The sequence below is a fragment of the Nitratireductor pacificus pht-3B genome, from assembly GCF_000300335.1.
Lineage (GTDB): Bacteria > Pseudomonadota > Alphaproteobacteria > Rhizobiales > Rhizobiaceae > Nitratireductor > Nitratireductor pacificus.
Genome location: NZ_AMRM01000023.1, coordinates 40,733 through 55,000, shown reverse-complemented (window position 1 = coordinate 55,000; position 14,268 = coordinate 40,733). Strand labels below are relative to the sequence as shown.

Annotated in this window: 7 protein-coding genes, 1 tRNA gene and 2 rRNA genes (1 of these 10 running past the window's edge); 6 read left to right on the top strand and 4 right to left on the bottom strand. The window is 63.8% G+C overall.

What is annotated here, in order from left to right; translation table 11 throughout:
* From NA2_RS17905 to NA2_RS17895, 3 genes are all read left to right on the top strand, one after another.
* Positions 1 to 91 (top strand): 23S ribosomal RNA (locus NA2_RS17905) (it extends 2,716 nt beyond the left edge of the window).
* Positions 92 to 155: 64 nt separating this feature from the next.
* Positions 156 to 270, top strand: a 5S ribosomal RNA gene (gene rrf, locus NA2_RS17900).
* A 114-nt stretch (positions 271 to 384) separates the two neighbouring features.
* A tRNA-Met gene (locus NA2_RS17895) sits at positions 385 to 461 on the top strand.
* A 176-nt stretch (positions 462 to 637) separates the two neighbouring features.
* Here NA2_RS17895 and NA2_RS17890 read toward each other — a convergent pair.
* A complete protein-coding gene (locus NA2_RS17890) occupies positions 638 to 1,345 on the bottom strand; it encodes a response regulator transcription factor (protein WP_008598503.1) in 708 nt (235 codons plus the stop codon).
* The gene (locus tag NA2_RS17885) at positions 1,342 to 2,820 is read right to left on the bottom strand and encodes a sensor histidine kinase (protein ID WP_244423675.1); all 1,479 of its coding nucleotides are present in this window, start codon (positions 2,818 to 2,820) and stop codon (positions 1,342 to 1,344) included. Before NA2_RS17885 ends, NA2_RS17890 begins: the two co-directional genes overlap by 4 nt.
* A gap of 208 nt (positions 2,821 to 3,028) precedes the next feature.
* On the opposite strand from NA2_RS17885, the gene NA2_RS17880 reads away from it, so the two are divergent.
* On the top strand, positions 3,029 to 9,190 hold the full coding sequence (locus tag NA2_RS17880; RefSeq protein WP_008598501.1) for an MBG domain-containing protein: 6,162 nt from the start codon (positions 3,029 to 3,031) through the stop codon (positions 9,188 to 9,190).
* Between the two features lie 2 nt (positions 9,191 to 9,192).
* A complete protein-coding gene (locus NA2_RS17875; protein ID WP_244423674.1) occupies positions 9,193 to 10,980 on the top strand; it encodes a ShlB/FhaC/HecB family hemolysin secretion/activation protein in 1,788 nt (595 codons plus the stop codon).
* Between the two features lie 157 nt (positions 10,981 to 11,137).
* Here the strand turns inward: NA2_RS17875 and NA2_RS17870 are convergent, their stop codons facing one another.
* Both NA2_RS17870 and NA2_RS22040 read right to left on the bottom strand, forming a co-directional pair.
* The gene (locus NA2_RS17870) at positions 11,138 to 13,009 is read right to left on the bottom strand and encodes a DUF885 domain-containing protein (RefSeq protein ID WP_008598499.1); all 1,872 of its coding nucleotides are present in this window, start codon (positions 13,007 to 13,009) and stop codon (positions 11,138 to 11,140) included.
* 52 nt (positions 13,010 to 13,061) lie between these two features.
* Positions 13,062 to 13,232 (bottom strand): hypothetical protein, encoded by a 171-nt coding sequence (locus NA2_RS22040; protein WP_157188294.1) that lies wholly within the window; start codon positions 13,230 to 13,232, stop codon positions 13,062 to 13,064.
* 114 nt (positions 13,233 to 13,346) lie between these two features.
* On the opposite strand from NA2_RS22040, the gene NA2_RS17865 reads away from it, so the two are divergent.
* Positions 13,347 to 14,246 carry a LysR substrate-binding domain-containing protein gene (locus NA2_RS17865; RefSeq protein WP_008598498.1) on the top strand — a complete coding sequence of 300 codons (900 nt, stop codon included), beginning with the start codon at positions 13,347 to 13,349 and terminating at the stop codon, positions 14,244 to 14,246.
* Positions 14,247 to 14,268: the final 22 nt, after the last annotated feature.

Genomic DNA, 14,268 nt, shown 5'->3' with positions numbered 1-14,268 from the left:
TCGTGGAAGACGACCACGTTGATAGGCCGGGTGTGGAAGTGCGGCAACGCATGGAGCTTACCGGTACTAATAGCTCGATCGGCTTGATCATTCTCATTGCTCGTGCCCATTGTGGCGCAGCAGCCAGCTTCTCGAACAAACATGCGCTTTGCCGACCTGGTGGTTATCGCGGGGTGGCTGCACCCGTTCCCTTTCCGAACACGGCCGTGAAACGCCCCAGCGCCGATGGTACTTCGTCTTAAGACGCGGGAGAGTAGGTCGCTGCCAGGTCTGCCAAACGCATGTTTTCTCTTCAAAGGTTCCGCCGTTACCGGCGGTTGAGGCCGCATTGGCGGCCTTTTGTCGTTAGGATCAGCTTCTCGGTGGGGTTTTCCCATCTGGTGACGCGGGGTGGAGCAGCCCGGTAGCTCGTCAGGCTCATAACCTGAAGGTCGCAGGTTCAAATCCTGCCCCCGCAACCAATCTGAACAGAAAACCCCGCTAGACCACACGGTTGGCGGGGTTGTTTTTTTGATGAAGAAGCAACGCGGGTAACCTGCTCCCCAGCCTTGCAAGCGCTCGGCTGCGCTCCGGGTGGCAGAGCCGCCCTGCACGTTTCCGCGAGCGGCCCTGCCCATGCCGCAGGAAGTCCCGGCATTCACCCGGACCGCGTGTTGCCGATTCTGCCGGCGGCGCTGAACGAATAGCCTACACCATAGACTGATTTGATGGGCTGCTCGGCGGCCGTGTGATCTTGGATCTTGCGTCTCAGCCTGCTTACAACGGCGTCCAGATGCCGGTTGTCGAACTGGGTCTGCCGGTTCGACAGGAGCCGTGCCAGGTCCTCGCGCGAACAGGGGGTGCCGGAGTTCTCGATCAGCGCGGCGAGAAAGGCACGCTCCGTCGAGGTCAGCTTGATGCTCGCGCCATCGGGCGGCACCAGCCTCCAGGCGGCGTCGTCCAGCACCCATTCGGAGGCAGCGTTCCAGTGTTCGCCGTGGATCGGCAGCCGGCGCATCAGGCTCTGGATCGCCGCCAGGATCTCCCGCAGGCTCGTGTGCTTGACCAGGTAGATGTCCGCGCCGCTGTCGAAGCCGCGCACCCGGCTCTCCGCATCTCCATGCGCGGTGAGCATGATGATCCCGCAATCGAACCGCTGCCGGATCTTCGGAGCCAGTTCGAAGCCGTTGCCGTCGGGCAACGAGATGTCGAGGATGACCACGTGCGGTTGCGGTATCGTTTCCAGCGCCGTCTCAAGTTCATCGGCAGAAGCCACTCCGGTCGTCTCGTAGCCATGCAGGCCCATGTAATCGATGAGATCCGTGCGCAGCGAATCCTCGTCCTCGACGATGAGAATGTGGCTCATGCCAGCGCGTCCTCCTCGGTCTTCTCGGGGTTTCGCGGAAGCAGGCCCGGAAGCGGCAGGCGCACGGTCGCGACCGTTCCTCCGCCTTCGCGGTGACTGAGGTTCAGGGACCCTTCGTGGTAACCCAGCAATTGCAGGCAGTTGTGAAGGCCGAGACCGCTTCCCGAGGCCGCCCGGGCATTCGAGGCGCGGAAGAAGCGGCGACCGAGATGGCTGTGCTCGTCGGCCGGTATGCCGATCCCACGGTCGGAAACCTCGATCGTCAGCAGCCGGTTGCGGACAAGGAGCGCAATCTCCACCGGTGCGTCGTTCGGCGAGTATTTCAGGGCGTTGTCGACGAGATTGACCACCACCGTCCGGAGCATCTCGACGTCGGCCCAATAGTCCGGCACTTCTTCGACATGGGTGAAGCGAAGCCGGCTGCCCAATCCCACCTGCTCGAAATGGTGCTGCACCTGGCGGGCAAGCCGGGGGATATCGACTTCCTCGACTTCGAGCACGCCATCGACCTGGCGTTCCTCGGCGAAGAAGCGGTCGATCAGCTTCGTCATGCGCGAGACGGCCTCGTCGATGCCGCGAAGCCGCTTTGCGACAGCCTCCCGCGGCGGCTCGAGCATCACTTCGAGCATGCCGCTGGCATAGCGGATCGCCGCCAGCGGGGTGCGGAACTCGTGGCTCACCATACGGACGAGCTGCCTCTGCTCCTGGCGTGCCGATTTCTCGGATTCGAGGCTGGCGGACAGTTCGTCCTCGAGGCGTCTGCGTTCCGCGACCTCGCGCGCGAGCGCGGAGTTGCGGTCCCTCAGGTCCATGGAGAGCCGCATCCCGACCATGAACAGCAGGCAGATGAAGAAACCGGTGATGAACAGGTGCCCTTGGAAGAAGTACCAGGCGTTGATGTTGCTCAGGACCGGGCCGTTCTTCACCGTCGCGGGATACAGATAGACAAGGGCGCTCTGGAGAAGGCTGGCGCCCATGTACTCCGCCAGAAGGACGATGGTGATCCAGCGGAGAAAGCCCGGCTGGGTCCGGTCCAGATAGAGCGTCCGGATCATCAGTCCCATCATCACGATGGTGAAGACCGTCGAGGCGTGGATGCGAAGCGCGAGGTCGGCCGGAAAGAAGGCGACGGCCAGCGACCAGACGACGAAGTGCGCGGCAAGGAAAACCGTGCCGATCCTGAGATAGCTCGGCTGGCCGAGAAAACGGGCCATCCCGTCGGCGAGGAGCACCAGCCCGATCTTGATCATCATGTTGTCGAGCACGATGCGGAACAGGGAGGGATCGGGGCCCCGCTGCAACAACAGCAGCAGGCCGAGCGCTATGGCGACGAAGCCGGCTGCGATGACCTTGAGCTGATAGAGATGTCGCCATGACCGCCACACGAGCAGCCAGGCGACGGCCTGCAGGCTCGTCGTGCAGAATTCTAGCAGCAGCAGCGTCTTGAGGTCGAGCATCCAAGACTGATTGCCCATGCGCAACGCCAGTGCAAGCCACACCGGCCGCATTGCTTCCCTCCGGGAAGATTTTCCCGAAATTATCTTCCAGGATGCGCAGCAAATGTCAGATTCAGTCAGAATTGATCAGAATTGGTAGGTGGAATCCCTCAGGTCGCCCTCTGTATTTAGGCTGGAGCCGCTCGGCATGCGCTTTGTCGGCGAAACATTTGGGAGTGGGTGAGGGATGGCAAAAGGGATTTCGAACCTGGGCGGCTTCGGGGCCGGGCGGCCCCTGCTTCGCCGCCCGGCGCGCGCTGCGCGCGCGTTCACCGCCTCCCTCCTTCTGACCACGGCGCTTGTTCCCACCACCGCGTTGGCCGGTGAAGCCCTGCCTTCCGGTGGAGCGTTCACCGCCGGCAGCGGCACGATCTCGGGAACCGGCTCACGGATGGACATCCGGCAAACGAGCGAGGCCGGCATCATCAGCTGGAACGGCTTTTCCGTCGGGTCCGGCAACCGCGTTCATTTCGACAACGGCAATGGCGCCACGCTCAACCGCGTCACCGGAAACGTGTCGAGCCAGATTGACGGTAGCCTGACCGCGACCGGCAGCGTGTTTCTCGTCAATCCGGCGGGCGTGGTGGTCGGCAGCGGCGGCATGGTCGCCACCGGCGGCTCGTTTGCCGCCTCCACGCACGACGTCACGGACGCTGATTTCCTCGATGGCGGGGATATGACCTTCTCCGGCGCCAGCACGGCGGAGGTGAAGAATGCGGGCATCATCCGCTCCGCGCAGGGCGACATCGCCCTGATCGCCCGCCGGGTCGAGAACAGCGGCACCTTGGAAGCGCCGAACGGTACCGCCGGGCTCGCCGCCGGCTACGAGGTGCTGATGAAGGACCGCGCCGACGCGGACGGGCTCTTGTCGGTGGCGCTCGGCGGCCCCGACACGGAAGCCGTGAACTCCGGCACCATCGCGGCCGCCAACGCCGAGATCCGCGCCAATGGCGGCAACGTCTACGCGCTGGCCGGCAACACCGACGGCGTCATCAAGGCGACCGGCGCGACCAGTTCCGGGGGGCGCATCTTCCTGACTGCCGGAGCGACGGGCAAGGTCAAGGCCAGCGGCCGGCTGAAGGCCCGCAAGGCGGCGGTGAACGTGCCCATTCCGACGCCGCGGCCGGCGCGCGAAGGCGGGACGATTACCCTCACTGGGGGCAACATCGAGGTCACCGGCACACTGGACGCTTCGGCCGAAAGCGATGGCGTCAAGGGCGGCGAGATCATGATCTTCGCCGAACAGGATACATCCGCCTCCGGCGCGCTCAGCGCGCGGGGCGGCGCAGGCGGGACGGGTGGCTTCATCGAGACTTCGGGCAAGAAGACCGTCGATTTCACAGGCGTCTCGATCGACACCTCAGCCGCGGGCGGCACGACGGGCGACTGGCTGGTCGATCCCATCAATCTGACGGTCGATGCGGCGGCCGCCACGACGATCTCGACCAATCTGGCCAGCACCAATGTGACGCTCAAGACCACAAACACCACAGCGAGCGGACCGGGCAACCAGAGTCCGGGCGACGGCGATATCATCATCAATTCAGGCATAGCCTGGACCAGCGCCAATACGCTGACTCTCAACGCCTATAACAACATCGCAATCAATGCCGCGATTGCCGGTCAGAATGGCGGCCTGTCCCTACTGGCTTATGGTAACAGCAGCACGGACGCGGTCGGCACGATCTCAACGGGCGCTGGCGGTGCGGTCGATGTCGGCAATTTTGCGCTCAACCGGGGTGTTTGGGAGCAGGTCGGTGCCGGCCTGCCAGATTTTTCCGCGAATGGTATGGATGTTAGATTCGGCACCTTCATCCGCACCTTGGGCGGAGATGGTACCTACACCGATCCCTATGCGCTGTTTGACGTCTATGGCTTGCAAGGGATCACCACCAATGACTGGCGCGGCCGCAGGTCTGGCGACGTCAGTCTTTACTATGAACTCGCCAACGACATCGACGCATCAGTGACGTCGTCCTGGAATGGTGGCGCCGGTTTCGCGCCTGTCAGTCTGCGCGGAAGCCTGGATGGAAACGGACATGGGATTGACGGGCTCCATATCAATCGACCGTCCCAAAGCAATGTTGCCCTCGTAAGCTACTGGGAAGACAACTATTTCACCTCCGGACGAGCCCTGGAAATCAAGGATATCACAATCACCAATGCGGCCGTCACTGGGGGCAGCCAGGTGGCGATCCTGGTTGGCGATACCGGTGGTGGGAATGCTCACGCACACAACATGTCGAATGTGGCCGTCAGTGGCACCGTCCAGGCGAATAGCTGGGGTGCAGGCGTAGTGGCCAGGTATCACGGCAACATTGACCGGTCGATCATGACCAATGTGCATGCCGATGTTTCCGTCAATAGCAGCGACTTGGGCGGCGCCACCGGCGGCCTGGTCAGCATCATGAGAGAAGGTCTGACCATATCGAATTCCAGCTCAAAAGGGACCATTAGCGGAGGGAACGTCGGCGGACTGGTGGGAACTGTCGACGACAACAACAACAGGATCGAAAACTCCTATTCGACGGCGACAGTCATCGCTGATGGCGCCTTCAGAGAGGCCGGCGGACTGGTCGGCGAAGCCCAAGACATCACGATCAGCAATTCCTATTTCGCCGGGCAGGTGCTCGGCACCAATGGTGCGTCTGCGGGCGGTCTTGTGGGTCGTGCTAACAGAAATACGATCATTGAGAACGCCTTTGTGACCGGGCTGGTGGAGGCCGAAGGAGAGGTGGGTGCGTTGGTCGGCCAAGCCGCTGATAACACCGCATCCATAACCGACTCGACCTGGGACACGGACACGACCGGGCAAAGTGAGGCGATTGGCGATTCGGGTTTCTATACGCCGACGGTGACCAATACGAACGGCCTGACGACGTCGGAAATGCAGGGCGATTTGGCCCTGGGCGGCGTCACCCTGGATAGCGGCATTTGGGGAACGGGCAGCGGGCTCTATCCCTATTTCAACTGGGAATATGCAACAGCGCCTGAGGCGATTTCCGGCAAGGTCTATTCCGATGCGGGCAGTACGGCCTGGTCCGGCGCGAATATCAGCGCGATTTCCGGCGGTTCGCTGCTTGGATCGGCCACCACCGGCGCGAATGGCTATTATTACATCCTGGCCCCCTCCGGCTCCGTCAACGCCTCCGGTGCGCTCGCCTATCTGGACGGCGAAAGCACACAGGCGGCGGCCTTCAAGGACACTGTTTCTGCAACAGGTGTGACCGGGCTTGATATTTACGGCTCGTCCCTCAACCTGCTGACCGGCGAAACGGCGCTGTCGGCGACCATCGCCAAGCTGGATACGGCGATCGGCTCTTATACCGACACGGATATCGATTTCATCGACACCAGCGCGACCCAGCTCACCGCGAGCGGCGAGGGCGTTTATGTCAACGCCGCATCCTCCTACACGCTCGATCAGGACCTGACCGCGGGCGGGCTCCTGTCGCTGACCAGCGGCGGCACCTTCACCATCGACGCCGACCGGACGCTGAAGACAACCAATGCCGGCTCGATCCTGCTCAACAGCGGCGTCGCCTGGAATGGCACCGGCACGCTGACGCTGAACTCCGACGACGATATCGCGCTCAACGGCGCGATCGACGGCAAGAATGGCGGCTTGACGCTGCGTGCCAATGGCACGGGCGGAAGCGACGACGTCGGTACGATCAGCACCGGCTCCGACGGCACGGTCGATGTCGGCACCTTCAATCTCCCGAAGGGCTACTGGTATCAGGTCGGGGCGAGCCTGCCGTCCTTCGAGGCGCTTGATTTCAGGACGAACCACTACAACGCAAGCTTTGTGAGGGCGCAGGGTGGCGATGGTTCCGTCGCGGACCCTTATCAGCTTTTCGATGTCTACGGCCTGCAGGGGATCACGGGACTGGATACTCTCGGGAACCAACCATCCAGCAATAACGGCCGCAGCTACCAGCTCGTCGCCGACATCGATGCCACGGGCACATCCGAATGGAACGGTGGCGCGGGGTTCGCTCCTGTCTTTCTCGCCGGCTCTCTCGACGGCGGCGGACATACCATCGACGGGCTATACGTTTACAAACCCAATGACAACGCCGGCCTCATTGGTACTTGGGACAACCAACTCGAATCCGGCAGCGCCGTATCGGTTGAAATCAAGGACCTGTCTCTCACCAACGCTCATGTTGTTGCAGCCGGCAACTATGAGGCAGGCATCCTGTTTGGACATTCGCAGAGCTATGCCGGTACCTTGACCCTGGCCAATATCTACGTCAGTGGCACGGTGTCAGGCGGCTCCTCCTACAGGGTCGGCGGGGTCGGGGGATACTATTCCAGCGCAGAGTCCAGGACGGCCACGAATACTCGCGCCGACGTCGATGTTTCCGGTGGTGCGAACTCCGAGGCCGGTGGCCTGTTCGGCTATGTGGAAGCGGGCCTGAACCTCACGGACTCAAGCTTTACCGGAACCGTTTCCGGCCAACGCGTAGGCGGACTGATCGGTTATACATATGATGACGGCAGCATCACGAATTCCTGGGCGTCGGCAACAGTCACTTCGGTGGGTGACGACAGCAACGTGGGCGGTCTCGTCGGCCGCCTTGATAGCAATTTCTCGATTTCGGACTCCTGGTTTTCCGGATCGGTCCTCGGGACCGACAGCAATACCAGGGTAGGCGGGCTGGTTGGCTTTGCGAGCGGCAATGTCGGAATCTCCAACTCTTTCACGTCGGGCAGCACGACCGCGTCCGGCGACTCCGGCATCGCGGGCGGATTGGTCGGCTGGGCGGACGGGCTTCATGTCTCCGATTCCTACGCATCGGGCAGCACCGTTGCGTCGGGTGGCTCCGGCATCGCCGGCGGGCTCATCGGCTGGAGCAGACGGGCCAGCGTCAGCACCTCATACGCCTCGGGCCTGGTGGATGGGGCCTTGTCGGGCGGCCTGGTCGGTCAGAGCGCATACGTTTATTTCAATCTCACGGACAGTGTCTGGGACCGCGAGGCAAGCGGGCAGTCGGTGGCCGTCGGCGATCTCGGCGTCGGCACCGTCTCCAATGTCGATGGCGTCACCAGCGCGGAGATGAAGCAGCTTTCGACCTTTGTCGACCACGGCTTCGATGTCGACGGGCAGGGCGGCACGGGCGCGACATGGCGCATCTATGAGGGCTATACGGCGCCGCTGCTGCGCAGCTTCATGACCGGCCTGACCGTTACGGGCGGCGATGGCGCCAAGATCTATGACGGCAGCGTTGCAGGTTCGGATGTCGGCACGCTCGTCTATGGCTCGCCCTATGACAGCACCCTGATCTTCGGCACTGCCGGCTACCTGTCCGCTGATGCGGATGTGGGCACCTATAGCGGCGGCGATCTGACGCTGGCTGGCCTGTATTCAAGCCAGTTTGGCTACGACTTGACGCTTGCCTCAGGCTCTCTCGCGATCACACCGAAGGCGCTCACCGTTTCGGTCAACGCCGACAGCAAGGTCTATGACGGCACCACCGCCGCAACCGGCAGTCTGGGAAGCCTCTCCGGTCTCATCGGCGGCGATGTGGTGGGCGTGTCCGGCAGCGGCAGTTTTGCCTTCGCGGACAAGAATGTCGGTACGGGCAAGACGGTCACCGTCTCCGGCCTCGGCCTGACGGGTGCGGATGCGGGCAATTACACGCTGGCGCCGACCGCCACCTCCAGCGCCGACATCACGCCGGCGACCCTGTGGGTCGCGGCAAACGCGGCGAGCATGACCTACGGCGACGGCGTGCCGGCCCTTGGCTATACCTATGGCGGACTGGTCGGCGGCGACGATGCGTCCGTGCTCACCGGAGCGCTGGCCAGCGATGCGACCTCCGTCAGCAATGTCGGCAGCTATGGGATCACGCGAGGCTCGCTTTCGGCCGGCGGCAACTACCAGATCGCCTTCACCGGTGCGGACGTGACGATCACCAGACGCGCGGTGACGGTGCGGGCGGATGACCTGCAACGTGCCATTGACGAGGCCAATCCCGATCTGACCTACACCATCATTTCCGGATCGCTCGTGAATGGCGATCAACCGAGCGGTGGCCTGTCGACGGCGGCGGGCGTGAATTCGCCGGCCGGCGGATACGACATCGATCAGGGCTCGCTGGCCTTGTCGGCCAACTACGACCTGACCTATCTCGGCGGTGTCCTGACCATCCTCGCCGAGCCAGACGTGCCGACACCCGATGCCCGGCCGCAGATACATGAAGCCTCACCACCACTGCCTGTCGAAGCAGACGATGGAACAACCGACACCTGCGAGCCGGTGATCGTTCGCGAGAACGGTCCGGTGGCCGTTCATCCCTGCAATCGGTCTTATGGCGCATGGCTCAGCGCTGCGGTGGAATGATCATGGCGCCAAGACTCCTGAGCCGCCGGCATCTGACGCTGCCCGCCGCGCTGAGCGCGGGCATCCTGCTTGGTCATCCTGCAGCGCTGGCGCAATCCGCCATCGAGCGCAACCTGCCTCGGATTGCGCCGGGCGAGCCGGTGACCCTAGGCGTGGACGCGCAGGAATTCGGTGCGACGGACACGACACCGCTTGGCGTCGATCTCGCCGGCGTTTTTCTGATCGGGGAGAATGACACGGTTGCCGCCGCGCCGCCCGAAGGTGTGGGGGGTCGGGTCGGGATCATCGATCGGCAGGCGGCCGAGGACGCCTTGCGCCCGTTCATCGGCGAGCCGTTGACACTGGCGCTCGCGGGCCGGATCCAGGCGGCGATCGCCCGCGCCTACAGGGATGCCGGCTATCCGTTCGTCTCCGTCACCTTGCCGCCGCAGGAGATCACCAGTGGCGTGCTGCAGGTCCGGGTCATCGAGTTCCGCACCGGCAAGGTGAAGGTCGGCGGCGTTGCACCGGGCGAAGCGGAGAGCATCAGGAACGGATTGCGAGCAGACCCGGGAGAGAGGATCGATGCGCGGGCGCTGGAAGAGGATCTCGACTGGCTGAACCGCTCCCCCTATCGGCGCGCCGAAGGCGTTTTTCGCCCTGGCGAGGAGGCCGCGCTCAGCGATCTCGATGTCACGCTCAGGGCGCAGCGGCCCTGGAATGTCTTCGCGGGCTGGTCGAATTCGGGCTCGGGAGAGACCGGCCGGGACCGCTACTTCGCTGGAGGCTCCGCCCGCCTGCCTCTGCCGGGTGGTCCGTGGATCTCCTACCAGATGACGGCGAGCGACGATATCTGGAGCGATCCGGGGATCGTCATCCCCCGGAAGGGAGAGTATTCGGACTATATCAGCCATGCCGGCAGGATCACGATCCCGACCCTTGCCCGGCAAAGCCTGGAAATCGCGCCGGCCCTGGTTGCCACGAGCGAACGGCCGAACCGCTTCTTCGCCATCGAGAACACCACTTTCGAACTCCCCGTCATCTATCGCTCGGCGATCTCGAACATCCTGCCGGGACGCTATTGGGGCGACGTCTATGGCGGCGTCGAGTTCAAGCGCCTCGAACGGAGGACGTTCTTCCTTGGCGTGCCGGTCGCGGAAGGCAGTGCCGAGCTCTTCCAGCTCGTCCTGGGCTGGAGCGGCAGTTTCGAGGACCGCTGGGGACGGACCGCCGTGGACGTTCGGATAAAGGCCAATCCGGGCGGCGTGCTGCACGGCAACGACGCGGCCAGCTGGCTGTCATTCTCCAATGGCCGCATCGATGATCTCAGCTACGCCTATGTCGCCATGGACGTCACCCGCGCGACGCCGCTACCGGCCCGGCTTTCCTGGATTTCTTCGATCTCGGGAACCCTTTCCGGCGAAGCGCTGCCGGATACGGAGCGGGTTTCGCTCGGAGGGCGCTATGCCGTGCGCGGTTACAATTACGACGACGTCAGCGTCGACAGCGGCATGATCTGGCGCAACGAGCTGCGCCTGCCGAGTTTCTCACTGTTCGGAAACCGGGCTGCGGCTGCCTGGCTTCAACCCATGCAGGACAGTCTCTCACCCTATCTCTTCGCCGATGTCGCGTTCGGACGCGATCACACGACGGAGCGCAGTACGACCCTCGGCGGGCTCGGGGCAGGTTTCGACTACACCATTGCCGACACCTTCACGGCCAGCGTCTTCGCCGGTGTCGCTCTCGGCGATGCCGGCAAGACGAAAGCCGGCGATTGGAACGTCCAAGGCACCGTAACCGCACGATTCTAGGCTGTCGTCAGCCGCAGATTCTCGTGGCAAGGAACCAACGCAAGCCGTAGCACTGTATCTCCAGACGGAAACTTGCAGCGCGCGGTTGTCGGTGTTTTCTGGCGGCTGAACCCGACTGAAAACAGAGATCCAATCTCGCGACGATCAGGGCGGTGGGTCAGATCATCGCCGCTGCCCGGTCGCGCGCCCAGTCCTGCATGGACGAGCGCATCTGGTCGAGCGGCATGGCGCCGTATCTCAAGGCCTCGTCGTGAAAGCCCTTCGGATCGAACCCCGCCGCGAGCACGCCTTGAACGTCCTTCCGCATCTCCGTCCAGGCGAGATGCCCGAGCTTGTAGCTGCAGGCGTTGCCGGGCCAGGACACGTATCGCAGAACCTCCGAGCGGCTCCGGCCGGGAGTCTCGCCGACCGTCGTCACCAGATAGTCGACGCATTTCTCGACCAGCCATCCGTAGTGGTGAAGGCCGGTGTCGACAACGAGGCGCGCGGCGCGCAGCAGCGAGGACTGCAGATAGCCGATGCGGCCCCAGGGATCATCGTCGTAAAGCCCCAGTTCGTCGGCCAGTTGCTCGGCATAGAGCGCCCAGCCCTCGCTGAACCCGGCCATTTGAACGAAGCGGCAGATCTCCGGCAGGTCGGGCGCATTCATCGCCAGCGCGAACTGCAGATGATGGCCCGGCATGCCCTCGTGGAACGCGAAGGTGGGCAGGTAGAACTTCGACCAGTCCTTCGTCGTCCGCAGGTTCGCGAAATAGGTCGCCTGCCGCGCGCCGAACAGATCCGCCCGCTGATAATATCCCCGTGGCGCATCCGCTTCGAGTTCCGGCGGTACGGGCTCGATGCTCAGCGCGGTCGGCGGCAGGCGTCCGAACACCAGCGGCAGCTTGCGGGCCGCTTCCATCGTGACCGAACGGAACGTCGCCAGGATCGCCTCCTTGCCGTCGTGGTCGTCAGGAAAGCTGAAGCGCGGCTCGTCGGCGAGACGGGACAGGCGCTCGCCCACCGTTCCCTGCGCGTAACCCTGCTTCCTCAATGCCGCATCGGCCTGGGCCGCGATGTCCGCCACCTGATCAAGGCCGATGGCGTGGATTTCCTCGGCGGATCGAGATGCCGATGCGGATATGCGCAGGCACCAGGCATAGTAGTCCCCGCCGTCGCGCAGCCGGGCAACGCCCGGGCTTTGCGAATCGCCGGGGTTGAGCCTCCTCAGCTCCTCCATCTGCCGGGCCAGCGCCGGTTTGACCTCGCTATCCAGAATGCGGGTCGTGGCCTCCGTGATGCCTTCCGGCAATCGCAGTCTTTCGCATCCACCTCGGAGATGCCTGACAAGGGCCGTCTCGCCGGCGGGCTGGCGGATCAGTTCGTCCAGCCGCGCGATGGCCGGATCAAGAAGGCAGTTCGGGGGAACAACGCCCTTCTCCATGGCGTCGATGCGGAGCCGGCGCGTTTCGGCGTTGAGTACGCCCGGGAGGGAGCGAACCCTGTCCAGATAGGCTTCCGCGTCGGCGGCGTCTGCCAGGGGGTGCTTGTTGATGAGAAAGTCCGGTACGCCCTGATAGGCGCCGTTCAGCGTTCCGACGACATAGGGCTGCACCATCGAGAGCTGGTTGAGCATGAAGGGCGCTGCCTCGCCCGTCGTTCCGAAGCCGAAATGCAGGGCGCCATCGGCGGCGGCCAGAACATGGTCGACGACGACGCTGCGATAGGCCGTGAAGGCGCCCGTCAGTTCCCGCCGGTCGATTGCGGCCGCCTGCCGACACAGGTCCCTGGTCGACCGGAGGAAATCGCCATAGGCTTCGGCGGAGCGGTCATCCAGCTCATGCCGGGCCCGGTTGTTGCCGCCGGTATCGAGACCCAGTTCGGTCATGCCTTCCGGCGAGCGCTCCAGCCAGTTCGCGTTCAGGCGGTCGCAGACGGTGAGGAACGCATCGACGCCCGGCCGTCCGCCGCGATTGCTGCTTTGGTCCGGGAATTTGCGGGCCGCGAAACAAGCCGGGCCTGCCGAGTTGAAGTCCTGTCGATCAACCATTGGGAAAAACCTTCATCATGAGGTGAAGAGAACGGCGCCCGCGCGGCCGCCATCATCGCGGGGTGCAGCGGTTCAGGCCGTGCAGGATCAGCCCCGCGCAGAGGCCGACGACGCCCTCGCGGCCATGCAGCATGGTCCGCGACACCAGCTTGCTTGTCATGGAGCGGGGCGTGGCCACCGCAGGCGTGACCGAAAAGCCTGTCAACGATGCAAGCTGCGTCATGGCTCCTCGTTCTTCTGCGGCCATACCGTAAGCACGGTTCCGCCTTGCTCTTTTCTACCGGAGCCGAGCGTATTCCTGGATGCGGAAGTTCGCGCCTTGGTATAAGCTGTCTTTATGCAAGAGAACGCGCATCTCCCACTTCCCGCGCTGCGGGCCTTCGAAGCGACGGCGAGGCTGAACAGCTTCACCAAGGCTGCCGAGGAGCTTGCCATGACGCAGGCGGCGGTCAGCTATCAGGTCAAGAAGCTGGAGACGTTTCTCAATGTCACGCTGTTTCGAAGGGCGGGTCGGCACATCCATCTGACGCCCGTCGGCGAGGAGCTGGCCGCATCGCTTTCGACCGCGCTGGCGACCATGCGCTCCGCCTGCGCGCTGGCGTCCAGGCAGGGTGCGCAGCGCCTCAGGATAACTGCCCTTCCCACGGTCGCGTCCAACTGGCTCGTTCCCCGCCTGGGCCGGTTCCAGAAGACCTATCCGGGCTATCGGATCGAACTCAACAGCTCGACGGATTCAGCCGATCTGCGGATGGGGGGATTCGACGTCGCGGTGCGCTCGGGGAACGGTGTCTGGGCGGGGTGCACGTCCAAGTTCCTGTTTCCCAATCTCTACACCGTGGTGACGGGCCCCGAAATGCACGATGCCCTGCAGGCGCCGCGCGATCTTCTCGCGCTTCCCCTGTTCGGACGGCTGAACTGGTGGAAGGCGTGGCTGCCGGCGGCGGGTGTCCGCGACGATGAGATGGCCGGGATCGCTTCGACCGATCTCGGCACCCAGCAATCGGAAGTGACGGCGGCGCTGAAGCAAGGCGGCGCGGCGATCGTCACGCCGGGCTTCTTTGCCGACGAGATCGCGTCTGACAGGTTGAGGATTCCCTTCGACCTCTCCCTCGAACAGGCTGGCGGCTATTGGCTGGCCTATCGCGAGGGCGCATCCAGGCTGCCGAACATCAAGAGGTTCAGGGACTGGATTCTCGATGAAGCCCGAACTTCGCCTGACGGGCGGACCGAGGGGTGATGGCCTCGTCGCGGATATATTG